Source organism: Priestia megaterium (genome assembly GCF_023824195.1).
Lineage (GTDB): Bacteria > Bacillota > Bacilli > Bacillales > Bacillaceae_H > Priestia > Priestia megaterium_D.
This window is the reverse complement of the sequence record NZ_CP085442.1, coordinates 4259193-4282725: the sequence shown is the minus strand read 5'-3', so window position 1 is coordinate 4282725 and position 23533 is coordinate 4259193. Positions and strand designations below refer to the sequence as shown.

Annotated in this window: 26 protein-coding genes and 1 riboswitch; of the genes, 22 read left to right on the top strand and 4 right to left on the bottom strand. The window is 38.0% G+C overall.

Going from position 1 to position 23533, the window contains the following annotated elements; genetic code table 11:
- Positions 1-242: 242 nt before the first annotated feature.
- Together LIS78_RS22200 and LIS78_RS22195 are read left to right on the top strand one after the other, a co-directional pair.
- Positions 243-677 (top strand): peptidylprolyl isomerase, encoded by a 435-nt coding sequence (locus LIS78_RS22200; protein ID WP_013059064.1) that lies wholly within the window; start codon positions 243-245, stop codon positions 675-677.
- Between the two features lie 244 nt (positions 678-921).
- A complete protein-coding gene (locus LIS78_RS22195; protein WP_195781912.1) occupies positions 922-1275 on the top strand; it encodes a GNAT family N-acetyltransferase in 354 nt (117 codons plus the stop codon).
- 75 nt (positions 1276-1350) lie between these two features.
- Here the strand turns inward: LIS78_RS22195 and LIS78_RS22190 are convergent, their stop codons facing one another.
- The gene (locus LIS78_RS22190) at positions 1351-1872 is read right to left on the bottom strand and encodes a DUF309 domain-containing protein (protein WP_014458309.1); all 522 of its coding nucleotides are present in this window, start codon (positions 1870-1872) and stop codon (positions 1351-1353) included.
- A 132-nt stretch (positions 1873-2004) separates the two neighbouring features.
- Positions 2005-2103 carry a YjcZ family sporulation protein gene (locus tag LIS78_RS22185; protein WP_170836726.1) on the bottom strand — a complete coding sequence of 33 codons (99 nt, stop codon included), beginning with the start codon at positions 2101-2103 and terminating at the stop codon, positions 2005-2007.
- 198 nt (positions 2104-2301) lie between these two features.
- Here LIS78_RS22185 and LIS78_RS22180 point away from each other — a divergent pair, with 198 nt between their 5' ends.
- From LIS78_RS22180 to LIS78_RS22125, 12 genes are all read left to right on the top strand, one after another.
- Positions 2302-3057: a segregation/condensation protein A gene (locus tag LIS78_RS22180; RefSeq protein ID WP_013059060.1), complete on the top strand. Its 756-nt coding sequence runs from the start codon at positions 2302-2304 to the stop codon at positions 3055-3057.
- Entirely contained in the window at positions 3054-3626 is a 573-nt protein-coding gene (gene scpB / locus LIS78_RS22175) for an SMC-Scp complex subunit ScpB (protein ID WP_252284369.1), read from the top strand. The genes LIS78_RS22180 and scpB overlap by 4 nt, the downstream gene beginning before the upstream one ends.
- Positions 3627-3744: 118 nt before the next feature.
- Positions 3745-4893, top strand: a complete 1149-nt coding sequence (locus tag LIS78_RS22170; RefSeq protein WP_252284368.1) for a D-alanyl-D-alanine carboxypeptidase family protein — start codon at positions 3745-3747, stop codon at positions 4891-4893.
- The gene (locus LIS78_RS22165) at positions 4886-5485 is read left to right on the top strand and encodes a nucleoside recognition domain-containing protein (protein ID WP_013059057.1); all 600 of its coding nucleotides are present in this window, start codon (positions 4886-4888) and stop codon (positions 5483-5485) included. Before LIS78_RS22170 ends, LIS78_RS22165 begins: the two co-directional genes overlap by 8 nt.
- Positions 5482-6015, top strand: coding sequence for a spore maturation protein (locus LIS78_RS22160; RefSeq protein WP_013084923.1), 534 nt, complete (start codon positions 5482-5484; stop codon positions 6013-6015). Before LIS78_RS22165 ends, LIS78_RS22160 begins: the two co-directional genes overlap by 4 nt.
- Before the next feature lie 86 nt (positions 6016-6101).
- Positions 6102-6827: a pseudouridine synthase gene (locus LIS78_RS22155; RefSeq protein WP_013059055.1), complete on the top strand. Its 726-nt coding sequence runs from the start codon at positions 6102-6104 to the stop codon at positions 6825-6827.
- Positions 6828-7024: 197 nt separating this feature from the next.
- A complete protein-coding gene (gene resA / locus LIS78_RS22150; RefSeq protein WP_014458314.1) occupies positions 7025-7546 on the top strand; it encodes a thiol-disulfide oxidoreductase ResA in 522 nt (173 codons plus the stop codon).
- 12 nt (positions 7547-7558) lie between these two features.
- Complete coding sequence (gene resB, locus LIS78_RS22145; protein WP_252284367.1) at positions 7559-9181, top strand: cytochrome c biogenesis protein ResB; 1623 nt, start codon at positions 7559-7561, stop codon at positions 9179-9181.
- An 11-nt stretch (positions 9182-9192) separates the two neighbouring features.
- Positions 9193-10371 carry a c-type cytochrome biogenesis protein CcsB gene (ccsB, locus tag LIS78_RS22140; RefSeq protein ID WP_209150643.1) on the top strand — a complete coding sequence of 393 codons (1179 nt, stop codon included), beginning with the start codon at positions 9193-9195 and terminating at the stop codon, positions 10369-10371.
- Between the two features lie 417 nt (positions 10372-10788).
- Complete coding sequence (locus LIS78_RS22135) at positions 10789-11505, top strand: response regulator transcription factor (RefSeq protein WP_013059051.1); 717 nt, start codon at positions 10789-10791, stop codon at positions 11503-11505.
- The gene (locus tag LIS78_RS22130) at positions 11505-13277 is read left to right on the top strand and encodes an ATP-binding protein (RefSeq protein ID WP_116742589.1); all 1773 of its coding nucleotides are present in this window, start codon (positions 11505-11507) and stop codon (positions 13275-13277) included. Before LIS78_RS22135 ends, LIS78_RS22130 begins: the two co-directional genes overlap by 1 nt.
- A 171-nt stretch (positions 13278-13448) precedes the next feature.
- Entirely contained in the window at positions 13449-14138 is a 690-nt protein-coding gene (locus LIS78_RS22125; RefSeq protein WP_043976344.1) for a peptidoglycan DD-metalloendopeptidase family protein, read from the top strand.
- 32 nt (positions 14139-14170) lie between these two features.
- On the opposite strand, the gene serA is transcribed toward LIS78_RS22125, so the two are convergent.
- On the bottom strand, positions 14171-15745 hold the full coding sequence (gene serA, locus LIS78_RS22120) for a phosphoglycerate dehydrogenase (RefSeq protein WP_209150642.1): 1575 nt from the start codon (positions 15743-15745) through the stop codon (positions 14171-14173).
- A gap of 299 nt (positions 15746-16044) precedes the next feature.
- Positions 16045-16187: riboswitch (FMN riboswitch) on the top strand.
- 154 nt (positions 16188-16341) lie between these two features.
- On the opposite strand from serA, the gene LIS78_RS22115 reads away from it, so the two are divergent.
- Positions 16342-16917: an ECF transporter S component gene (locus LIS78_RS22115; RefSeq protein WP_195781919.1), complete on the top strand. Its 576-nt coding sequence runs from the start codon at positions 16342-16344 to the stop codon at positions 16915-16917.
- A 78-nt stretch (positions 16918-16995) separates the two neighbouring features.
- Here the strand turns inward: LIS78_RS22115 and LIS78_RS22110 are convergent, their stop codons facing one another.
- A complete protein-coding gene (locus LIS78_RS22110) occupies positions 16996-17244 on the bottom strand; it encodes a ferredoxin (protein ID WP_013059046.1) in 249 nt (82 codons plus the stop codon).
- A gap of 257 nt (positions 17245-17501) precedes the next feature.
- Between LIS78_RS22110 and LIS78_RS22105 the strand changes: the two genes are divergently transcribed.
- From LIS78_RS22105 to LIS78_RS22075, 7 genes are all read left to right on the top strand, one after another.
- A complete protein-coding gene (locus LIS78_RS22105) occupies positions 17502-18551 on the top strand; it encodes a YpbB family protein (protein WP_252284366.1) in 1050 nt (349 codons plus the stop codon).
- A 23-nt stretch (positions 18552-18574) separates the two neighbouring features.
- Positions 18575-20092 carry a RecQ family ATP-dependent DNA helicase gene (locus LIS78_RS22100; protein WP_252284365.1) on the top strand — a complete coding sequence of 506 codons (1518 nt, stop codon included), beginning with the start codon at positions 18575-18577 and terminating at the stop codon, positions 20090-20092.
- Complete coding sequence (locus LIS78_RS22095) at positions 20092-20697, top strand: CPBP family intramembrane glutamic endopeptidase (RefSeq protein WP_252284364.1); 606 nt, start codon at positions 20092-20094, stop codon at positions 20695-20697. The genes LIS78_RS22100 and LIS78_RS22095 overlap by 1 nt, the downstream gene beginning before the upstream one ends.
- Positions 20698-20788: 91 nt before the next feature.
- The gene (locus LIS78_RS22090; protein ID WP_252284363.1) at positions 20789-21241 is read left to right on the top strand and encodes a DUF2663 family protein; all 453 of its coding nucleotides are present in this window, start codon (positions 20789-20791) and stop codon (positions 21239-21241) included.
- A 54-nt stretch (positions 21242-21295) separates the two neighbouring features.
- On the top strand, positions 21296-21670 hold the full coding sequence (locus tag LIS78_RS22085) for a hypothetical protein (protein ID WP_195781924.1): 375 nt from the start codon (positions 21296-21298) through the stop codon (positions 21668-21670).
- 20 nt (positions 21671-21690) lie between these two features.
- Positions 21691-22458 carry a metallophosphoesterase gene (locus LIS78_RS22080; RefSeq protein WP_252284362.1) on the top strand — a complete coding sequence of 256 codons (768 nt, stop codon included), beginning with the start codon at positions 21691-21693 and terminating at the stop codon, positions 22456-22458.
- Positions 22459-22565: 107 nt separating this feature from the next.
- The gene (locus LIS78_RS22075) at positions 22566-23477 is read left to right on the top strand and encodes a MerR family transcriptional regulator (RefSeq protein ID WP_060747016.1); all 912 of its coding nucleotides are present in this window, start codon (positions 22566-22568) and stop codon (positions 23475-23477) included.
- Positions 23478-23533 lie beyond the last annotated feature (56 nt).

Sequence of the window (23533 nt, the reverse complement as noted above, 5' to 3'; positions counted from 1 at the left end):
TTAGACGGATGATACTATAAAAAGTTTCATCTCACAACTATTATTTTTTATTTAGAGCCCTACGAGAAGAAAGTGAAAAAGTGCATTCATTGAATTCATGAGCTTGTTTGTAGTAGAATAGAGTGAGTTTATAAATGTAAGTGTTCTACTCTAGGTGGCACTTACAACTTTTACGTTTTGCCGCTTTGATAGGGAAAACAGAGCCTATAGCGGTACTAATACATATATTGGAGGTCATTTATATGAAAAAAGCAAGTATTCTAATGGAAAATGGCGAAAAAATTCTAATCGATTTATTTCCGAACGAAGCACCAGGAACAGTAGAAAACTTTGAAAAGTTAGCTAATGAAGGATTCTACAACGGCGTAACGTTCCACCGCGTTATCCCTGGATTTGTTTCTCAAGGAGGAGACCCAACTGGTACAGGTGCTGGCGGCCCTGGCTATTCAATTAAATGTGAAACAGAAGGAAACCCTCACAAACACGAAGCGGGTTCTTTATCAATGGCACATGCTGGTAAAGACACAGGCGGCAGTCAGTTCTTTCTTGTTCATGAGCCACAGCCTCATTTGAACGGTGTTCACACTGTATTTGGAAAAGTAACAGAAGGACTTGATACAGTGTTAAAAATGAAAAATGGCGACGTAATGAAAGAAGTAAAAGTCTGGGAAGAATAAGAGCATACTGCTATAAATGGATATTAGCTAATAAAACGTCATAACAACCTTTTACAGGGGGTTACGGCGTTTTTTCTTCGCGCAACAGCTCAAAAAGCGTAATAGATTAGGTTTCTCATACACGCATGACATAGGACAAGCTTTTGTGTAATATTGCTATTTACTTATAAATTTTGTATGATAAAAGCAGTAAAAAACGCAGCGCATTAATTTGTAGGAAAGTTTGAGGACGAGGGAGAATCGTATGCTTATTCGCTATAAACGAAACTATGAAAAAATTGCCATGGGTCTTCTATCGTTTGTACCTACGGAAAAAGATTTAAAAAAACTTCAACAAACGATGAAAGAATATGAGCAAAACGAACATTGGCAGCTGTATCTTTGGAAGCAAGAAGAAGATATTATTGGGATTGTTGGCATTTCCATGCTCGATAAAAGTTTGATTGAGGTTCAACACGTCAGTGTAAACCCTTCACACCGCCAACAGGGCATTGGCAAAAAAATGATTAAAGCTCTTAAAGAAATGTATACGACTGCACAAATTAAGCCGAGTGAAATCATCGCTCCGTTTTATGAAAAGTGTCAGTCGGATGAATAAAGAAAAGCATGATTAGGTAAGGTGCGAAAGCTTCTTTCACATCTTAGTCATCATAAAACAACAGGTAGCTTCTAGCTACCTGTTGTTTTGTTTTGCCAATAAGTTTGCTTGTCTTTCCGCAATCACATCTGAGCGATCTCGCGTGCTGTGACGATGAACAATCGCATCATTTTGCAGATTAGAAGCTGATAACCAGACAAGCTGTTTATCAGTGCTTCTTTGTTTGCAAGCTCGTAATAATGCTGGATCTTCAATGGGCAAGTTAATACTTTTATATGGCTGATAGGTATCGATTAAAGCTAATTGTTTGCGAAGAAGTTTAAGCAGTGAAGGATAATTAAGTCCAAGCTGTGCAATATTTTCTTCTTCCTTCGTTAAAATTGCCAGCGCCTTTTGCATCGTTCTTTTGGCTCCGGCGAAATTTTGGCGTCGATGATGATAGAGTGAAACAGCAATTTGAATAAGGCCAACCCAAATAATATTGCGGTGCCCTCTTTCGTCTTTTTTCCAGTGTTCTTCTAGCAGTTCATGACATTCAAAGTAATCCCGGTCGCCATGAAAATGAACTAAATAATCAATATAGGCTTGTGAATACAATCTTGTTCCCTCCTGGTAAGACTCTATATGTAGTGTATCACAAAAATTAGCTATTCATCATCGCGGTACCTTTAAAGAGACAAACGTGCTCAAGGTATGGCGAACACGTTTGTTTTTATTCAATATGTGTGGTTAGAAGCGTAAGCAAGAACAACCAACAATAATTAATAAAATAAACAGTACAACAATTAAAGCGAAACCGCTACCGTATCCACAAGATTTTTCACCCATGCGAGTTCCTCCTTCAGTCATTTCAAAATGTTATTACCTTGACATCATATGTATGTTTAAACTTTTTGTATGGGCAAATGACCTATTTTCACGTTAATTTGTATTGGACATGTGTCTATAATCCTCTATACTAATGATAGTAACGTTATATAAAGCAGCAGAAATGATAAGCAATTGAAAAGTGTTGGTGAGATAAAAGTGGAGTATAGTGTAAAAGTAGATGCGTTTGAAGGACCTTTAGATCTTCTTCTGCATTTGATTAACCGATTTGAAATTGATATTTACGATATCCCAGTAGCGACAATTACTGAGCAATATATGATGTTTATACATACAATGAATGAGCTTCAGCTAGACGTTGCCAGTGAGTATCTAGTCATGGCAGCAACCTTGCTTCAAATTAAAAGTAAAATGCTTCTGCCTACGTATGAAGAAGATATGGATGAAATTGAAATGGTCGATGAAGAAGATCCGCGTGAAGAATTGATGCAGCGCTTAATTGAATATCGAAAGTTTAAAGAAGCGGCGGTAGAGCTTCAAAAGCTGGAAGAAGACCAAAGTCATGTGTATACAAAACCTCCAAGTAATGTGCAAATAAATGCAGAAGAACGTACGCAGCCTCAGGACGAAGGATTGGATATATCACTGTATGATATGCTAAGTGCTTTTCAAAAGTTGATGAAACGAAAGCAAAACAAAAAGCCTATGCAGACGAAAATAGCAAGGCAAGATATTCCAATTGACAAGCGCATGAGTGAAATTGTGAATGAATTAAAAGCCTTTAAAGGGAAAAAAAGTTTTTATCAGCTGTTTCCTTATCAAGAGCGTGATCATATTGTTGTAACGTTTTTAGCTGTGCTGGAATTAATGAAAGAAAATGAAATCGTTGTGGAACAGCAGCACAATCTAGACGAGCTTTATGTATCGTATCGAGAAAGGAATGAAGAGGAATGACAACGAATAATCTACAGGCTATTATTGAGAGCTTACTTTTTGTTTCTGGTGATGAAGGTCTATCCATTAGCCGGTTAGCTGAGATTATAGAAAAGCCTCATGAAGACATTCAAGGTGCTTTGGAGAGCTTAGAGCAAGAGTGTAAGTTCAGAGGAGTTACACTTATTGAAATAGGAGGGGCCTATCAGCTTGTCACAAAAAAAGAGTATGCACCATATATTGAGAAGCTCGTAGAAGCTCCCGCTAATCAATCATTATCACAAGCAGCGCTTGAAACGTTAGCTATTGTAGCGTATAAGCAGCCAATTACAAGAGCTGAAATCGAAGAGATTCGCGGAGTGAAAACGGAAAGACCTCTTCAAACTTTAATTGGAAAGGTTTTATTAAAAGAAGTGGGACGAGCGGAAGGCGCAGGTCGGGCCATCTTATACGGAACGACAAAAGAATTTTTAGGCTATTTTGGCCTTAAAAGTATCGAAGAGCTGCCGCCGCTTCCAGAAGATTTATTACAAGAAGGAACCGATCAAGAAGCAGATTTGTTTTTTCAATCGTTTCAAGAAATGAAGTGAAAGTGTAAAAGAACATAGAGTTTTTTCTATGTTCTTTTTTGTATGGACAAATCTTTTCATTCATAACCAAAAAAGACGAGCATAAACTTGTACAAACAGGTAGAGGGACGGGGATGACATGAAAAGAAGCAAAAAAAGTATCATCTATCTATTTATTGTATTGCTATGTCTCAGCGGTTGGCCTTCCACATCATCTGCAGCGGGGAGCGTAAGTGCTCATAGTGCTATTTTGATGGAACAGAAATCAGGGAGAGTGTTATATGCTAAAAATGCAGATCAAGTTAGCCGAATTGCTAGCATTACAAAAATTATGACAGCAATACTGGCGATTGAATCTGGCAAAATAAATAAAACAGTTACCGTTAGCCACAACGCAGTTGGTGTTGAAGGTTCTTCTGTGTATTTAGTTGAAGGTGAAAAAATAAAATTAAAAGATTTAGTATATGGCTTGATGCTTCGTTCGGGTAATGATGCTGCTGTAGCTATCGCAGAAGCCGTTGGAGGAAGCGAAGATGGATTTGTTTATTTGATGAATAAAAAAGCAGAAGAAATTGGCATGACAAATACAACATTTCAAAATCCGCATGGATTAGACGATCATGAAAATCATCGCTCAACAGCGCACGATATGGCTCTGCTAATGCGCTATGCAATGAATAATAAAATTTTCAAAGAGATTTCAGGAACAAAAGTCTATCGAATGAAGCATCCTGAAGAGAAATGGGATCGAGTGTGGAAAAACAAAAATAAACTGCTGACAACACTATATGCATACTGTACTGGCGGAAAAACAGGATATACAAAATTAGCAAAACGAACGCTTGTGACAACTGCTACAAAAGATGGAATGGATTTAATCGCCGTAACGATTAATGCCCCAGATGATTGGAACGATCACATTTCCATGTATGAAAATGCATTTGATAAATATGATATGACCAGTTTAGCTGCAAAAGGCGAATTGGCAGATATAAAGGATTCTTTTTATAAAGATCAGTTGTATATTAAACGAAATGTCGTCTATCCGCTCACAAAGAAAGAACAAAGCTCTGTAGAAGTGAAAACAACGTTAATTCAGCCTAAAAAGCAGTGGAAAGAAACAGGGGAAGTTCCAAATGTGGTAGGAAAGCTCGATATTTATAGAAGTGGAGAGACGATTGACAGTGTTCCAATTTATTTCGAAAAGCAGTCCGAGCAGCAAAAAGGTTTCTTTGATAGAGTAAAGCGATTAATGTTTATTCAGTCTGGAGCCAAAACAAATGGTTAATATTATTTGGATGCTGCTGACCATTATCGGAATTGTTTTTGCGATTATAAATGGGAAAATTGGTGATGTAAACAAAGCAATTTTTCAAGGAGCAGGCGAAGCAGTGACCATCAGCATTGGGTTAATCAGCGTGCTGGTCTTTTGGTTAGGAATGATGAATATTGCTCAAAGTGCAGGGCTTCTCGACAAGTTAGCGAAACTGTTTCGACCCATTATTACAAGACTTTTCCCTGATGTTCCAAAAGATCATCCGGCCTTAGGGTACATATTGTCCAATATGATGGCGAATATGTTTGGGCTCGGGAATGCGGCAACTCCTCTTGGCATTAAAGCGATGGAGCAGCTTAAAAAGCTAAACGGCGATAGAGACGAAGCAAGCCGTTCTATGATCACACTTTTAGCACTTAACACAACCAGTTTAACGCTTATACCAACCACAGTTATTGCAATTCGAATTACGTATAACTCGGCTAATCCTACTGAAATTGTGGGTACAACACTTTTAGCGACTGTTGTAGCTACGATAGGAGCTATCATCATTGATCGCTTTTTTTATTATCGACGCACACGAAAAGGAGGAAAACGAAAATGACTATGCTTAATCAAGTATCATTGATGTTTATTCCTCTTATCGTAGGATGTATTTTACTTTATGGAACCTATAAAAAAATTCCTACGTATGAAAAGTTTGTAGAGGGAGGGAAAGACGGATTACAAATTGCTTTTTCCATCATTCCTTACTTAGTCGGCATGTTAGTGAGCATCTCTATTTTTCGAGCTTCAGGAGCCCTTGATTTTTTCTTATCTGTTTTAAAACCTATGCTTCAAGCAGTTGGCGTTCCGGCTGAAATTGTACCTTTAGCTCTTATCAAACCGATATCTGGAACGGCTGCTCTTGGTATCACGACGGATCTAATTTCTACATACGGACCTGATTCTTTTATCGGTCGTTTGGCATCGACCATGCAGGGAAGTACGGATACCACATTTTATATTTTAACGGTTTATTTTGGAGCGGTTGGCATTAAAAAAATGGGAGATGCGCTGAAGGTTGGTTTACTGGCAGATTTGGTAGGAATTATTGCCTCAGTTGTCATTGTAATCCTTGTGTTTGGCCGGTAAGAAATCGAAAATTCTACCTCTGAGTGGCAAATAGACTTGTGTATTACTTCGTAAACAAGTAAGATGTTACAAGAGGTGAAGTGTTAATGGAACGATTACAAAAAGTGATTGCTCACGCAGGTGTAGCATCAAGACGTAAAGCTGAAGAATTAATCGGCCAAGGCCGAGTGAAAGTAAATGGAAAAGTTGTAAGAGAATTGGGCACGAAAGTAGGTCCTAACGATAAAATTGAAGTAGACGAAGTGCCGGTAGAAAGCGAAGCGCCCGTTTACTTTATGTTATACAAACCAAGAGGCGTAATTTCAGCTGCTAACGACGACAAGGGAAGAAAAACAGTCGTTGACTTCTTTCCACATGTAGAAGAAAGAATTTATCCCATTGGACGTCTGGACTATGATACGTCGGGTTTACTTCTTTTAACAAACGATGGTGAATTTGCTAATCAGCTAATGCACCCTAAATTTGAAGTGGACAAAGTGTATGTGGCTAAAATTAAAGGAATTCCAAGTCGTGAAAAAATCAGACAGCTGCAGCGCGGTGTGATGCTTGAGGACGGAAAAACAGCACCAGCTCGTGCAAAAGTTCTTTCTATTGATAAAAGCAAGCAGACGGCGATTGTGGAATTGACGATTCACGAAGGGAAAAATCGTCAAGTACGTCGCATGTTCGATGCAATTGGACATTCTGTATTAAAATTAAAACGTGAGCGCTACGGACCTTTAGATTTACGCGGATTAAATGCAGGAGAAGCTCGTGAGCTTACAGCGCATGAAGTCAAACAATTATATTCAATGTCTCAAACAGGTAAGTAATTTTCACTTACCTGTTTTTTTTATGAAATATGTCGTGAATTAGAAAAACAAGCAAGGTTTTTTGAAAAAATGTCGAACTTGTAGAATGAGAGGAAGACTTCACAGAAACGTCGAAATATTATTGGAAAGCCACTACCACAAAAATGATATAATGGTAGAAAAAAGCGTATTGAAAGCGGTTAAAAGGAGTTCGTGCCATGAAAAAAAAGCGCTTGATTATTCGAACAGTTATATTGGCAGTGTTGCTGTGCGCGGTTGGATATACCCTTTATGCTCAATTCTTTGCTGATAAACAAAAGGTATCAGTAGGAGATAAGGCACCTGACTTTATATTAAGAGATGTTAATGGAGAAACTCATCAGCTATCAGATTACAAAGGCAAAGGAGTTTTTTTGAATTTTTGGGGAACATGGTGCAAGCCCTGTAAACAAGAGATGCCGGCTATGGAAAAGCAGTATGCATCATATAAAAAGCAAGGTGTTGAAATTTTAGCTGTTAACGTTGCAGAAACGAATATAGCAGTGGAGCAGTTTGCTAAACAGTATGGGCTATCTTTTCCGATTTTGATGGATAAAGATTCACAAGTTTTGGGTGCATACGGAATAGATCCTCTGCCGACTACATTTTTAATTGATAAAAACGGAAAGATTGTAGACAGTTTTATTGGGGGATTGGAAGAATCTAAAATAAAAGAATATATGGAAGAAATTAAACCATAGGGAGTGTTGACAATGAAACACGTAAAATGTGAATGTGGACACGTTAACCCGCATGGTACGATTTTGTGTGAAGCCTGTGGTAAGCCGATTGCAGAAGAAACAACTGATAAATTAGTAGATATGCGTTATGAAGGAAGCGCAAGGCGATCGCAAACGTACAATAAAACAGTTATCGATAAAGTATGGAACTTTTTCTCTTCTGTAAAAGTAGGTATTTGGATCATTATTGTGACGCTTGTTGCGTCTGCAGTCGGAACCATTTATCCTCAAGAAGCTTACATACCTCCTAATGTGACAGCAGATGAGTATTACCAAAAGGAATATGGATGGACAGGAGAGCTTTATTATAAGTTAGGTTTTCATCATCTCTACGAATCGTGGTGGTACTTGCTTTTAATTGCTGCTTTAGGAATGTCGTTAGTCATTTGCAGTTTAGATCGAGTAGTGCCTTTGTACCGAGCTCTAAAAAAGCAGAGTGTAACAAAACATCCAAACTTCTTAAAAAGACAGCGTTTATATAGCACTTCATCATCGTGGACGGATCAAGATTATGAACATGTAAAAAGCATGCTAAAAAAAAGAAGATACTCTATTCGCGAAGAAAACGGCAATCTTCTGGCTGAAAAAGGACGCTTCTCAAGATGGGGTCCATACGTTAATCATATCGGTCTCATTATCTTTTTACTAGGTGCTATGCTTAGATTTGTACCAGGTATGTATATAGATGAAGTTCTTTGGATCCGTGAAGGTGAAACAAAAGTTATTCCTGGGACGAACGGAGAATATTTTTTGAAAAACCATCGTTTTACTGTTGAAACGTATGATAAAGATAGTGAAAGCGCCGTGTTTCAAGAAGCAATTGATCGTGCAGGGAATAATAAAGTAGCCAAAAAATATGAAGCGGATGTTAGTTTGTATAAGCGCGAAGGAAAGCTTATACCGGGAGCAGATCCAAAGTTAAAGAAAATAAAAGATTCAGAAATTCGTGTGAATCAGCCGCTTAAGTTTGAAGGATATGCCATGTACCAAGTGGACTTCAAGTTAAATGAGTTTAGCTCTATGTCTTTCCATTTAACAGATAAAAATGCAAATAGAAACGTTGGTTCACTTACAGTAGATTTACATAATCCAAAAGAAACATATGATTTAAAAAACGGATATAAAGTCAAGCTCATGAGTTACTTTCCAGACTTTTTCTTTGATGATGAAGGAAATCCGAATACAAAGACCAGAGTGCCTAACAATCCGGCTTTTGTATTTAAAATGATTACGCCTCAGCATAAAAAAGGTGAAGTTGCTTTTGTTGGAATTAGAGAGAACTTGGAGCCGCTAGGAAATAACGATTATAAAATGACCTTTGCTGGTGTGGAAACGAAAAATGTAACGGGATTAACCGTTCGCAGAGACTATACGCTTTGGTTTTTAGGAATTGGCGGAGCCATCTTTATGATTGGTGTGATTCAAGGGATGTATTGGAATCATCGTCGCATGTGGATTCAAAAAGTCAATAATGAGATATGGTTGGCCGCACATACAAATAAAAACTGGTATGGGCTTAAAAAAGAACTAAATGGTTTATTAGAATCAACATCCCTTACACAGCTGAAGGACCAAAATGATAAAGAAACAAAATAGGAGGAAAAAGCATGGATTACGCGAGTATAAGTAGTAATTTACTGTATGTGGCGTTTATTGCTTATTTAGTTGCAACCTTTTTTTTCGGAGGAGCTATTCGAGATAAGCGAGCAGCTCAAAAGAAAACAAAGTGGGCAACGTTTGGAATTGCGGTTACCATCATCGGCTTTATTGCACAGATTGGCTACTTCATTACAAGATGGATTGCATCAGGCCACGCTCCTGTTAGTAATTTATTTGAATTTACGACGTTTTTTGGCATGATGCTTGTTGGCGCATTTATTGTTATTTACTTTATTTATCGTCTTAGCATGCTTGGACTTTTTGCATTGCCGGTGGCTCTTTTGATCATTGCTTATGCAAGCATGTTTCCAACTGAAATTACGCCGCTGATACCGGCTCTCCAAACGAATTGGCTGCATATTCACGTTACAACCGCAGCTACGGGTGAAGCCGTGCTTTCCATTAGCTTTGTTGCAGGATTGATTTATTTAATCAAAACGATTGACCAATCCAAGCGAAATAAAAAAGCATTTTGGCTGGAATTCATCCTGTATACGCTTATTAGTACGCTTGGGTTTGTAGCAGTGACGCTGGCTTTTAATGCGGCTCACTACGAGTCATCATTTAATTGGGTTAATAAAAGTGGAGAACAAGAGCAAGTCGTATACCATATGGTTCCGCTAGTGGGGCCTCATCAAAGTGAGTGGACAGACGGGAACGACATACAGCCGCTTGTTGATATGCCGGCTATTATCAATGCTAAAAAATTAAATACGGTTATTTGGTCGTTAGCCGGTGGCTTTGTATTATATTGGCTGGTTCGTTTCATTTTACGGAAGCGAATTGGAGCCGCGCTGCAGCCGCTTGTGAAGCAGGTAAACAGCGACTTGCTTGATGAAGTAAGCTACAGAGCAGTGGCGATTGGATTTCCTATTTTTACACTAGGAGCACTTATTTTCGCTATGATTTGGGCTCAGATGGCCTGGACGCGCTTTTGGGGATGGGACCCTAAAGAGGTGTGGGCGCTGATCACCTTTTTATTTTACGCCGCTTTTCTTCATCTTCGGCTGTCTAAAGGATGGCATGGTGAAAAATCAGCTTGGCTGGCAGTTGGCGGGTTTGCCATCATCATGTTCAACTTAGTGGCTGTGAACCTAGTTATTGCAGGTTTACATTCATATGCGTAACCTTTAAAAATATAAAAGAGGCTGAAACAAAGATATTTTAGTTGAAGGAAGATCCGAACGATGAGTTGAGATTCTTGATGGAGAATCACCTTCGTTCGGATTTTTTCATTGGGATGGTGAACGTAGGGTTCATGTATGTAGGTGCTTCTAGCGGTTGATTGGGGGGCAAGGCGAAGACTCCCGCGGAAAGCGAAGTCTTGCACGGAAATCAACAGCGGTGGAACAAGCGATCCCTACTAGCTTCTTTATTTTATTTGTTCGTCTGTAGGTTGGATGGATTTCGTTACGTCTCAACCTCTTTTTGGTAAAAAAAGCTTTTTTTCGTAAAGGTGTTCACGAATTGTCACATTGTTTGGGTATCATAAGTAGAACTCGCCGGTTTTTTTTTGTACACTAAGACTAGGAGGTTGAAAATACATGCAAAACGAACAAAGATTACTGCTAGTAGACGATGAAGATCGCATTAGACGATTGTTAAAAATGTACTTAGAAAAAGAAGGATACATCATTGAAGAAGCAGCCGATGGGCATGAAGCAATCGAAAAAGCGTTACACATAGATTATGATTTGATTGTATTAGATTTAATGATGCCCGGCATAGATGGTATTGAGGTTTGTAAACAAATTCGGGAGAAAAAAGCAACTCCTATTATCATGCTTACAGCTAAAGGGGAAGAAGTAAACAGAGTCCAAGGGTTTGAAGTAGGTACAGATGATTATATCGTTAAGCCGTTTAGCCCAAGAGAAGTGGTTCTTCGCGTAAAAGCACTGCTTCGACGTTCTTCTCAAGCAACGTTTATTCAACCAGAAACGAGCGTGAAAAATCTTATTGTGTTTGATCACTTAACGATTGATAATGATGCACATCGCGTTACAGCAGACGGAAAAGAAGTTAACTTAACTCCAAAAGAATATGAATTATTATGCTACCTTGCAAAAACGCCAGATAAAGTATATGACAGAGAGCAGCTGCTGCGTGAAGTATGGCATTATGATTTCTTTGGAGATCTTCGTACGGTAGATACGCACGTCAAGCGTTTGCGTGAAAAGTTAAATCGTGTATCGTCACAAGCGGCGAAAATGATTGTAACCGTATGGGGAGTAGGGTATAAATTTGAGGTTGAAAATAACTGATGTTTTGGAGAAGTGTAGTTGGTAAACTATGGTTTACTATCCTATTGCTCGTCACGCTTGTTTTATTTATTTTGACCATTTTATTGCTTCAGTTTTTTGAAAATTATCATGTTGTAGATGCAGAAAACCGTTTAACTAAAACGGCTGCTAAAATCTCTACCATTGTGCAGGAAACGGACGATGAAAAACTAGGACTATCCATTGCTCGTGAACTTGCAGACCAAGCAAGTGTAGTTATTGTTCAAGACAAAGATTTTTATTGGCATTCCACACATCCTGATAAAGAAAATAAGAAAGCTATTTCGGCCATTGTTAAACAAAACGATCAGCTAAATCAAGTGGTTGAAAAAGGTAAAGTAATACGGGAAAAAATGTACATGACTACAAAGAAAGACACGAGTGATGAGCCTTTAATGTTTGTTGTCGGTGTACCTTTAATGAAAGATAACAAACCGACAGGCGGCGTTTATTTGTATCAATCTCTTTCTGAAATTGAAGAACCCGCTCAATATACGACTAAGTTCATTTTATTGGCTGCAGGTATTGCTATTATTTTAACTACTATCTTTGCTTTTTTCTTATCCACTCGAATTACAGCGCCTCTTAGAAAAATGAGGCAGGCGGCATTTGAAGTAACAAAAGGGAACTTTGATACAAAAGTACCTATTTTAACTCACGATGAAATTGGGGAGTTAGCGATTGCTTTTAATCAAATGGGCAGGCAGTTAAAGTTTAACCTCAATGCGCTTAATCAGGAAAAAGAGCAGCTTTCAAGTATTTTAAGCAGTATGGCAGACGGTGTTATTACGTTTAGTAGAGACGGATCGATTTTAATTACCAATCCCCCAGCGGAGCATTTTCTTCAGACTTGGTATTACGAGCAGGATGTCAACAATCAGCAGGTGCCTGAGCTTCCAGCAAACGTCGTGCATTTGTTTCAAACGGTAGTAGAGACTGAAACGGAGCGAAGTGCAGAATTGAAAATTCAAGGGAAAACGTGGGTCATTTTAATGTCACCGCTCTATAATCAAACGAAAATTCGCGGTGCTGTAGCTGTACTACGAGATATGTCTGAAGAGCGTAAACTTGATAAATCGAGAAAAGATTTTATTGCAAACGTGTCTCATGAATTGCGTACACCTATTTCTATGCTTCAAGGTTATAGTGAAGCCATTATTGACGATATTGCAAGTACGGATGAAGAAAAAAAAGAAATTGCACAGGTGATTTATGATGAATCACTCCGTATGGGCCGGCTTGTAAATGAACTTTTAGATTTGGCGCGAATGGAAGCAGGACATGTGCAGCTTCACTTAGAATCTGTAGCAATGGTTGAATTTACAGAACGTGTTTTGCGTAAGTTTCAAGGGTTAGCTAAAGAAAAACATATTAAACTGTCTCTTAATGGAAAAGTAGAAGATGAATTTGAAGCGATGATTGATTCAGACCGTATGGAACAAGTGCTGACAAACTTAATTGATAATGCCATTCGTCATACGGATGACTACGGAGAAGTAAGGCTGCATCTTGATAAAAGTCAATCGGAAATCCACCTTTCTGTTCAAGATACAGGAGCAGGCATTCCAAAAGAAGATCTTCCATTTGTATTTGAACGATTTTATAAAGCGGATAAAGCCAGAACGAGAGGAAAGTCAGGAACTGGTCTGGGGCTTGCAATCGCCAAAAATATCGTGGAGGCACATCAAGGGATCATTGCGGTTGAAAGTGAATTAAATGAAGGAACAACTTTCTTTATCAAACTGCCAAAGTAAACACATGCTAAATAACAGTTTTTCTTCGGCTGAAATAATAAGAATAGTAAAGAGATGTGATTCAGTGGAGAATCACATCTCTTTATTTTTTCTATAAACTAGTCTAAAAGAGAAGGAATTGGCATATAGTATGTTTTGTGTGCAATGATCTACATAGGAGGTTCTTTCTTCATGATTGACGTGTTAAGAAGAATATTGGTTGTATTAGTAATGGGATTGTGTATAGGTCTTTTATTTTTGGGCGGGCAAATGGTAAAAGCAGAAGAGAAGCAGTGGGAGTGGCCGGTTGAAGGAGTCTTAACTGATATATTTGGTTCTCGTCACGCCAAACACTTTGGAATTGATATAGCAGCACCTGTTGGTACACAGGTGTATGCTGTTGCAAAAGGAGTGGTGAGCCGCTCTTATTATTCAAATACATACGGACAAGTTGTTTTTATCAAACAAACGAATGGATACGAAACGGTCTATGCTCATCTAGAGGAACGTTTTGTTGCAGAAGGAAATCGTGTAGCCGCAGGTCAAAACATTGGACGAGTTGGCAATACAGGGCGATCTTCAGGTGCACATTTGCATTTTGAAGTTCATCAAGGAAGTTGGAATCCGGATAAAACCAATGCAGTAAACCCACTTGCCAAATTGGATAAGCAAAAACTATCGGCATACGTAAAAAGCGATTTAGCTGCCACGGTTTTTCAGCAGTTACATCAGACTTCTGATAACTGTATTCTTATCCATCAAGGAGATACATTATCTGAGCTCGCAGTCAAATATGAAGTAGATATGGATCAGCTAAGAAAGTGGAATCATTTAGAAAATACGATGTTAAATGCAGGACAAGTGTTAAAAATAAGTCCATAAAAAAAGAGCCGCTAAGGCTCTTTTTTTCAATGTCACAATTCAATACGCTGTATGTTCACAATTTCGCTTGTTTGTTTTAACGAAGAGATGACAGAATCATCTAAAAGTTTATCAAACGTAAGCATCATAATGGCTTCTCCGCCTTTTTGCTTACGGCCCACTTGCATGGTAGCAATGTTAATACGTAAATCTCCAAGTACTTTCCCTACATTTCCAATAACTCCGGGCTGATCACTGTGACGGATATAAAGAAGATGTCCTTCCGGATAAAAATCAATATCAAACGAATCAATATTAACAATTCGAGGTCCATAGCCTGCTATATAGGTGCCCGTAATGGTAAATGTACGCTGTTCGCCTGTTACTGTAACGTCAATCATATTGGAATATCCTTGCGTATCTTCCGATGTTTTTTCACCAAATGTAATTCCTCGTTCTTTTGCAATCATAGAAGCATTGACTTCGTTAACAGGTGAGTCGATACGATGAGTTAAAAAGCCTGATAACAAGCTCCGTGTAATATAAGTAGTTTCCAAATCCGTCACTGTACCTCCGTAGGAGATAGAGATATGCTGAACAGGTTCTCGCATGCATTGAGATAAAATGGCTCCCATTTGTTTAGTAAGGCTCGTAAACGGCTGAATTTTTTCAAAAACTTCTTTAGAAAGCGTTGGCAAATTAATGGATGAGCTTACAGGATTACCTTCTAGAAAACGCAGAACGTCATGTGCCACGTCTTCAGCAACGTTAAGCTGGGCTTCTTTTGTAGAAGCTCCTAAATGGGGAGTTGTAATAACTTGATCAAAATGTAACAAAGGGTTATCAATCGGCGGCTCAACTTCAAATACGTCAATAGCTGCACCTTGAACATGGCCAATTTCTAAATAATGAACTAAGGCTTTTTCATCAATGATCCCGCCGCGTGCGCAGTTTAATAAAAACACACCCTTCTTTGTTTTGGCTAACGTGTCATGATTGAGCAATCCCTTTGTTTCTTTCGTAAGTGGAGTGTGCACGGTAATTACATCCGCTGCTGCTAGTAATTCATCCAGGGATAATAGTTCTACGCCTAGCTTTTCAGCTCGGGAAGAGGTTAAAAAAGGATCGTAAACGTGAACGCTCATATTAAAGGCTTTTGCGCGTTTGGCAAGCTCTGAGCCAATTCGTCCAAATCCGATAATGCCCAGGTGTTTGTGATTAAGCTCTGTTCCAACAAATGCTGAGCGGTTCCATTCGCGCGCTTTAACTGAAGCATTTCCTTGGGGGATATGCCGAAACAAGCTAGCCATCATAGCAAATGTATGTTCCGCCGTTGAAATGGTATTTCCGTTCGGCGCGTTAATAACGACAACCCCTCGTTTGGTTGAGGCTTCAATATCAATATTATCGACACCTACTCCAGCGCGAGCAACAATTTTTAAATTTGGCATTTTTGCCAGCAAATCCTCTGTAACCGTCGTAGCACTCCGTACTAAAAGTGCATCGTACGTATGCAAATCATTCTCAACTTCTTCAACTTTTTTTCGCGTAAGATTCACATGAGGAGCTTCAAGTAGTGGAGCAAGACCTTCATTGCTAATTGAATCAGCTACTAACACATTATACATGACGTGAACATCTCCCTTGGATTTTACTATCATCAAATATTTGATAACTTACCATATTAAAAAAATTCTGTCAATTATATTTTTCAAACTTTACGATTAGTTATCAAATACACAATTATAAACGTAAAATTGAAACTATAAATATGTCATAATGCTGTTGGTTATGCACTTATTTACTGATTTTACATATAAAAAAAAGAATGAAGTTTATAAAATACATCAATTTAATAGGAATTAAAAAACTTCTTTATTTACTTTTAATTCGAGATAACATATAATAAATTCATAATTAAATATTGGTCTATCTTCGGGGCAGGGTGAAATTCCCGACCGGCGGTAAAAAACAAATTGTTTTGAGCCCGCGAGCTTATATGTAATACATACGAGCAGATTTGGTGAAATTCCAAAGCCGACAGTACAGTCTGGATGGGAGAAGGTGGAGGTTCAGCGTTCAAAACCTAATGTGATGAACGTTTATTAAATATGCCTGCCATGTCTCCTCTCAACGAATCATTTGTTGGGAGGTTTTTGCGTGGGGATATAAAGTTGAACCTTTCTTCTTTGAAGAGTGGATCACAAAGAAGGAGAGAGGCAAGATGCAACAAAGTAAGAAAACTCAAAAGCTGGTTATACTAGGAATGTTAAGTAGTATTGCTTATATTTTAATGATGATTAATTTTCCAATTCCTGGATTACCTCCGTTTTTAACAATTGATTTTAGCGAAATTCCTGCACTCGTAGCAGCACTTGTATTTGGACCGATGGCTGCTGTTATAGTAGAAGGAATAAAAAATTTATTGAATTATTTAATTCAAGGAAGTGCTACAGGAGTTCCAGTTGGTCAAGTGGCGAACTTTGTGGCTGGTTTACTGTTCGTTCTTCCTGTATCATACATGTTCAGCCGATTTAAAACGGCTAAAGGCGTAACGATAGGTTTGGTTACGGGTACGGTTGTAATGACGGTACTCATGGCTGTCTTAAATTATTATGTCTTCTTACCAGCGTATACAATCTTCTTACAATCGCCAGAAATGTCTAGTGAACAAGCACGTCAATATATCGTTGCAGGTATTTTGCCGTTTAACTTAATAAAAGGCGCAGCAACAGGGGCTATCTTTGTCTTATTGTTTTCAAAAATGAAGCAATGGATCACGCGTCGCATTGCTGTTTGATTCAATCGCTCTCCCGGGGAGAGCGATTTTTATATATAAAAAAACCTGCAGCATGTACACTACAGGTTTGCTCAATACTTATTCGAATTTATTAGCATCGCCTTCGAATTTTTCATCCGCTACGCGAATTGAATCCGTAGGGCAGCCTTCCATTGCATCCATCATATCATCTTCTAGATCTTCTGGAATTTCTACTACACCTTGGTTATCATCTAATGTTACGAATGCAATACCTTCATCATCATAATCATAAATGTCTGGTGCTGCTGCTCCGCAAGCGCCGCATGCGATGCAAGTATCTTTATCAACAATTGTATATTTTGGCATAACAAGACCTCCTGTAAAGTGTTCGAAAATTTCTCATTATATAATCTCTTCGCGAATCAAGAGTGAAATTTCTCCTTATTCATTGTAAAATGATTTATAAAACTTTTCAATAGAAAAGTCACTGAGAATGCTTATCAAATCAAGGTTTCTTCACTTACCCAAACGTTTTGATACATAAAGGAAAGAGCAAAAAAGCCTTTATCTCACATGCTATTGGTCACTTTTGGTACAATGAATGAGAAAGGAAGTTGACACCTTTGAATTATATTCAAGTTAGCATTTTATTTTGTATAAAACAGTTAAAAGGTGAGCGAACCGCCTATGGTATTTATCATTTATTAACAGGTAAAAAGTCAGCTCAAACGATTCAAGACGGAAAAATTTTTGGGATTTCGTTTCTTTTTCAGTCATTTGTTTACTTAGATAAACGGTCTTTTGAAGCCTGCGTTGCATATTTAAAAGAACAGCAGTATATTGAAGAAACTGAAAATCAAAAGTATGTGATGACAGATAAGGGACTAGCACGCCTTGAAGATGAACTGACGGCTCGACCCTTTCATCCAGCTTTAGACGGATGGAAATTCGCAAGCAGTACTCAATTATTTTTAGCAAGAATCACTTTGTTCATTCAGACCTTATCAAACCTACAGTATTTTCAAAAAGGATTTTTACCCATTTCCAAAAATCCTGAGGTCATTCAATGGGTCAAAACGTATATTATGTCTCAAAAGCAAACGCGTCAAGAGTTAGCCGCCGAGCTATTCAAAGAGCTCCGAACGTGCTTGAAAGGTTGTACGGAACGGGATGCGTCTCTTTTTGTTTTGCAACTGACTGGATACCAAAGAGTAGGCTTTACAAAAAATCAGTTAGCATATCAATATGAACTCGATGAGCATTATGTTCATATTCAACTTTTAGGGGTTATTCACCATATCATTGAAAAAGTGAGTAAAAATAATGAAAGCTTTCATGTACTTTCTTCTTTTTTACGTGATCTATATTTAGAATTGCCTTTGACAAGCTCGACGTTAAAAACGTATAGCTGGCTTCAAAAAGGCAAGACGCTTGAAGAAATTGCTTATATAAGGCGTTTAAAAGAAAGTACAATTGAAGATCATATTGCAGAATTAGCTCTGTTTGTTCCATCTTTTTCAATCGATGCATACGTATCGCCTAAGCAGCAGGAAGAAATTATCTCAGCCTTTGAAGGTTTGCGTACAAATAAATTAAAGGTGATAAAGGAAGAAGTAAAAGACGACGTTACCTATTTTCAGATTCGTCTCGTATTAGCAAAACATTTTACCTGATACTAAAAAAAGTGGTGTTTGATGTGAAGATAGAACAACTTCTACAGAAACAATTTGGCTATAGCCAATTTCGACTAGGACAAAAAGAGATTATTCAAGATATTTTGACAGGTCATAATGTGTTAGCGGTTCTTCCTACAGGAACAGGAAAATCATTGTGCTATCAGCTCCCAGCTTATTTGTTGAACCGACCCGTGCTGATTGTATCTCCTTTAATTTCACTGATGGAAGATCAAGTTCAACAACTAAAGGCAAGCGGAGAAAAGCGAGTTATTGCCTTAAATAGTTTCCTACAACAAGAAGAAAAGCGACGGGCGCTAAAAGATTTAGCTTTTTATCGTTTTATTTATGCATCTCCTGAAATTTTGCAAAATGCTGTTGTAGTAGAAGCATTAAAGCAGGCAAATGTAGGCCTTTTCGTTGTGGACGAGGCGCACTGTATTTCTCAGTGGGGACATGATTTTCGTTTAGATTATCTACAACTAGGAGATATATGGAAGGAACTTGGCAGTCCGCTATGTCTGGCACTAACGGGAACTGCGACTAGGGAAGTAGTAGAAGATATTAAGCGCTACTTATCGCTGCCTGCTGTCAACGAGCACATCTATTCCATGAATCGAAGTAATATTGCGATGAAAGTTGATTTTGTTGCAAGTATTGAAGAAAAAAAAGAGAAGTTACTGATGTACGTTAGTGAACTGCAAGGTCCGGGAATTATCTATTGTTCCAGCCGATCTTGGACAGAAGCATTAACACAGCTTCTAAAGGAAAATGGGATACAGCGAGTGCAGTATTACCATGGGGGAATGGAACCAAATGAAAGAATGCTTGTTCAACAGCAATTTTTAGAAAATCAGCTTGATATCATTTGCTGCACAAGTGCATTTGGAATGGGGGTTAACAAATCGAATGTTCGCTTTATTATTCACTTTCATACACCTACGCAGCTAGAAGCATACGTACAGGAAATTGGAAGAAGTGGACGCGATCAGCGAAACAGTATTGCGATCTTGCTTTATGCTGAAGGAGACGATGACTTTGCTCATTCTTTACTTAAAATTGAGCTTCCTTCTTCAGATATCATCTTATACTGCTTGTCGTATTTACGAAACCATGATCAGGCCATTCCTTTAAAACAAGTAGAGTCTCACTTTCTTTATACAGTGGGTATTCAAGAAACAAATTGGCGATTTATTCGTTATTATTTGTACAGAGAAAATGTAGTAAAAAATGAACATGTTGAACCCTGGAAAATTCCTGAATCGCTGCATGAAACGATTGTTGCAGCTGTAAATAAACGTCTTCGAAACAAACATGACAAGTATCGTGCGATGAAGGGGTTTATTGAGACAAAAGAATGCCGTCGTCACGTGCTGCTTGGCTATTTCAATGAGCCGGGAAAATCAGAGCTTGAGAATTGTTGCGATTGCTGCGGCTTGGATTTAGAAAACTATAAAAAAACAAATGGTGAGCAAGAGCAATGGACCTTTCAAGGCTGGGAATTAGAATTAGCTCGTTTGCTTCGTCAAGGAGAGATATAATGGCAAAATCACAGCAAGAGCTTATTTCATCCATGACAGATGCAGAGTTAGTTAAAAATTTATATGTAACACAGCTGCTCATCTGCTTCATTGCTTTAGGCATCGGTTTTTTTACATTCGATTCATGGAATTCCTTTTTGCAGTTTTTTCAGCTGGATTGGTCTTCTATTTTATTATACGGGGGAGGAACAGCTCTCTTGGTAGTAGTAGGAGATATACTTCTAATGAAATGCGTACCTGAGCATTTATACGATGACGGAGGGATCAATGAACGTTTATTTGCTAATCGTTCTGTTCCTCATCTAGCCCTTATTTGCCTAATCGTTGCATGTTCAGAAGAAATATTATTTCGAGGGGTTATACAAGTTCAGTTTGGTCTTTTTTGGGCGAGTATCGTATTTGCACTCGTTCACATTCGATATTTAAAAAAGTGGTTTCTTTTTATTTCGGTTGTGTTTTTAAGCTTTTTAATAGGGTTACTTTTTTGGTGGACTGAAAATTTGTATGTCACGATTTTTACTCATTTTCTCATTGATTTTTTATTAGGCCTGCAGATACGAAAATCAAAAGGGAAATCTGCACAGCCAGAAGAACTAATGCAGTAAAGGTTAAGGATACAGCCATTATTTTCAGTGCTACCCACATAATCTTTTATGTTCCCTCATATGTTGTACTAGCATACGAGGGGGTGGAATGATGGAAAACAAGGTGATAGACTTTGAAAGCGATGAAACACTTCAATATATATTAGCGAGCGTTATTAAAAGAAAAGAGGCAGTTAATAAGCTGAAAGCTAAAGAGAAAAAATGGAAGATTTTGTTTTTAGGCAGTGTAACGGCTGTTATTAGCTACTTTCTTTTCATATTTCAAAGCGGTTTTTTTACGACGTTTAGCGAATTTTTTTCATTTTTGTTAGGCAACATATGGCATTTGATGTTTCTATTGCTTACCGTCTCACTTTATTTTTATACTGTACAGCTGCAGAAAAAAAGCGAGAAAGCAGAAAAGACTTTTCAAGATTTGCGCTGTGAGATTATTAAAAGAAGCAAAGAGCTATGGGCAACGCCTGAAACATGGGAGCACCGAAAAGAAACGTTCCGCTGGATGCAGTCAACCTATGGAATTAATTTATATCATGAAAACAAATAGAATCGCATGAAAAAGCCTCTTTTTACATAGAAGTTTAGTGAAGGGGGTTTTTTTGTGAGGGATTGGTTTAACTTGCTCACTGCGTGGTTATGCAGTTATTATATCAGCAGTTTAACAGCTGTAGGCTCAAAAGCTTCGTTAACCTATTTACTTATTCAAATGATTTTACATCCGTTAGATGTGTTTAGTGTTATAATCTTATTTTTCACGGCTCTTTTTTGTCTGTCGGCGGCAGTTCGTAAAGTGTTTCTGCAAAGTCGGTTGTTTCTAAAAGGCTATAAGGTGAAATGGCATGAATACCTTGTTTCATGTCTATGTGTGATAGGAATTTTATCGTTAAGTGCAATTGCGCTTTATCAAGTAGTAGTTTTATTAACAATTGCGATAATTTATGCCCTTTCTTCTTTAACAGAAACACACCGGGTATAAAATGAAAAGAAGGAGAATATATGGTTATTCTTTTAATTATTTTAGCGTTAGGCATAGGCTTGCTGATTTTTATGTTTTCAGAAGCCCATCGTACATATGTCGAAGAAAGAACGCTTCATTTATCAACATTTCCTGAAAATCAGCAGCCTTTGCGCCTGTTTTTTATATCGGATATACATAAGCGAACAGTTTCGTCGAAGCTGTTGGAAAAAATACCGGGCGAAGTAGATTTTGTGATCATAGGCGGTGATTTACTAGAAGGAGGAGTACCTTTATTGCGGGCTCGTCAAAATATTCAAAAGCTTAAAACGCTAGGACCCGTCTATTTTGTGTGGGGAAATAATGATTACGAAGTAAGTCAAATGCAATTGAAGCAGATGCTTAAAGATGAAGGAGTTATTGCTCTTAAAAACGAGCATGTCTTTGCCGTTTCTAAATATGGTACTACATGCCATTTTGCGGGGGTAGATGATTTATCAGAAGGTCAGATGAATCTAAAGAGAGCTGTTTCTTCCATTGAACCTGAACAGCTTACCATTCTTCTAAGCCACAATCCTGATGTTATCTATTATGTAGATGAAGAATCAAAAGTAGATTTAATTTTGAGCGGACATACACACGGAGGACAGATACGCTTATTTAATTTTGGTATGTATGAATTAGGAGGGCTGAAAGAAAAAAGAAACATTCCTCTTTTTGTCAGTAACGGATATGGTACAACCTCTTTGCCTCTCCGTTTACAAGCTAGAGCCCAAACGCATTATATCACTTTAAAAAGGAAAGAATAGCCTTGAACAAACTCTTTACATAGCATATACAAATTTTACACACAGGATAACTTATCCTATAATTCAATTAATAGATACAGTTCACGAAGAGTAGTTGGAGGTTACGTATGGCTCACGAAGGGAAGTATAATATTAAAGCCATCTCAAATATGGTCGGAATCCAGCCGGGAACTTTGCGTGCATGGGAACGACGTTATCAAATTTTAAATCCTGTCCGCAATGAATCGGGGCATCGGTTATATACAGAGGAAGATTTGCGGAAATTAAAATGGCTCACGGAAAAAGTGAGCGGAGGTTTTACCATAAGTCAAGCGGTTTCGTTATTAGAAACGGAAAGTAGTACAGTAGGAACGTTTGAAGAAGAAGGAGAAGTAGATTCCCCTCAAAAAATTAGGGATGAGCTGTTAACGATGCTTTTATCTTTTGAAGAAGGAAAAGCACAGGATTTAATTAATCATGCTTTTAGCCTGTATTCGGTAGAAAAAGTGGTTATTGATATTTTGGGTTCTCTACTCGTGACGGTTGGAGATATGTGGGAAAAAGGGCAAATTACAAGTGCCCATGAGCATTATACGACTCAAGTATTAAAAACGCGTATCAGCATGATTTTTTATTCGCTGCCTTCAAATGGCTTATTGCCTAAAGCGATTGCTGTATGCGGGCCTAATGAGACACATGAAGTGGGACTCCTAGTCTTTACGCTATTTTTACGCCGTAAAGGGTTTGAGGTTATTTATTTAGGAAGCAGCATTGAAGATAAAGATGTTGAGTTAATTGTTAAAGAAGTAGACCCAACGTTTTTATTTATGTCATGCACAATGATGGAAAATGCCGAGAAAACACTAAATTTGACGAACCAAATGATAAAGAAGTTCCCGCATCTCAAAGTAGGATTAGGCGGTTATGTGTTTGATGGTTTAGATAGCAAAAGAAAAGGCGAGGCCCAGCCGTTTATTTTAGGAAATACAAAAGAAGAGTGGAACAGCTGGCTAACAAAAAAATTAGCAGAAATTGATTGAGAATAGCTTGTCTTTCCTATCATAAACCTGTAAACTCGTAAGTAAACATCACGAAC

Coding starts and splice junctions, on each gene's coding strand:
- LIS78_RS22200 (WP_013059064.1), top strand. CDS start 243: ATGAAAAAAGCAAGTATTCTAATGGAAAATGGCGAAAAAATTCTAATC.
- LIS78_RS22195 (WP_195781912.1), top strand. CDS start 922: ATGCTTATTCGCTATAAACGAAACTATGAAAAAATTGCCATGGGTCTT.
- LIS78_RS22185 (WP_170836726.1), bottom strand. CDS start 2,103: ATGGGTGAAAAATCTTGTGGATACGGTAGCGGTTTCGCTTTAATTGTT.
- scpB (WP_252284369.1), top strand. CDS start 3,054: ATGACAACGAATAATCTACAGGCTATTATTGAGAGCTTACTTTTTGTT.
- LIS78_RS22170 (WP_252284368.1), top strand. CDS start 3,745: ATGAAAAGAAGCAAAAAAAGTATCATCTATCTATTTATTGTATTGCTA.
- LIS78_RS22165 (WP_013059057.1), top strand. CDS start 4,886: ATGGTTAATATTATTTGGATGCTGCTGACCATTATCGGAATTGTTTTT.
- LIS78_RS22160 (WP_013084923.1), top strand. CDS start 5,482: ATGACTATGCTTAATCAAGTATCATTGATGTTTATTCCTCTTATCGTA.
- LIS78_RS22155 (WP_013059055.1), top strand. CDS start 6,102: ATGGAACGATTACAAAAAGTGATTGCTCACGCAGGTGTAGCATCAAGA.
- resA (WP_014458314.1), top strand. CDS start 7,025: ATGAAAAAAAAGCGCTTGATTATTCGAACAGTTATATTGGCAGTGTTG.
- resB (WP_252284367.1), top strand. CDS start 7,559: ATGAAACACGTAAAATGTGAATGTGGACACGTTAACCCGCATGGTACG.
- ccsB (WP_209150643.1), top strand. CDS start 9,193: ATGGATTACGCGAGTATAAGTAGTAATTTACTGTATGTGGCGTTTATT.
- LIS78_RS22135 (WP_013059051.1), top strand. CDS start 10,789: ATGCAAAACGAACAAAGATTACTGCTAGTAGACGATGAAGATCGCATT.
- LIS78_RS22130 (WP_116742589.1), top strand. CDS start 11,505: ATGTTTTGGAGAAGTGTAGTTGGTAAACTATGGTTTACTATCCTATTG.
- LIS78_RS22125 (WP_043976344.1), top strand. CDS start 13,449: ATGATTGACGTGTTAAGAAGAATATTGGTTGTATTAGTAATGGGATTG.
- serA (WP_209150642.1), bottom strand. CDS start 15,745: ATGTATAATGTGTTAGTAGCTGATTCAATTAGCAATGAAGGTCTTGCT.
- LIS78_RS22115 (WP_195781919.1), top strand. CDS start 16,342: ATGCAACAAAGTAAGAAAACTCAAAAGCTGGTTATACTAGGAATGTTA.
- LIS78_RS22110 (WP_013059046.1), bottom strand. CDS start 17,244: ATGCCAAAATATACAATTGTTGATAAAGATACTTGCATCGCATGCGGC.
- LIS78_RS22095 (WP_252284364.1), top strand. CDS start 20,092: ATGGCAAAATCACAGCAAGAGCTTATTTCATCCATGACAGATGCAGAG.
- LIS78_RS22090 (WP_252284363.1), top strand. CDS start 20,789: ATGGAAAACAAGGTGATAGACTTTGAAAGCGATGAAACACTTCAATAT.
- LIS78_RS22080 (WP_252284362.1), top strand. CDS start 21,691: ATGGTTATTCTTTTAATTATTTTAGCGTTAGGCATAGGCTTGCTGATT.
- LIS78_RS22075 (WP_060747016.1), top strand. CDS start 22,566: ATGGCTCACGAAGGGAAGTATAATATTAAAGCCATCTCAAATATGGTC.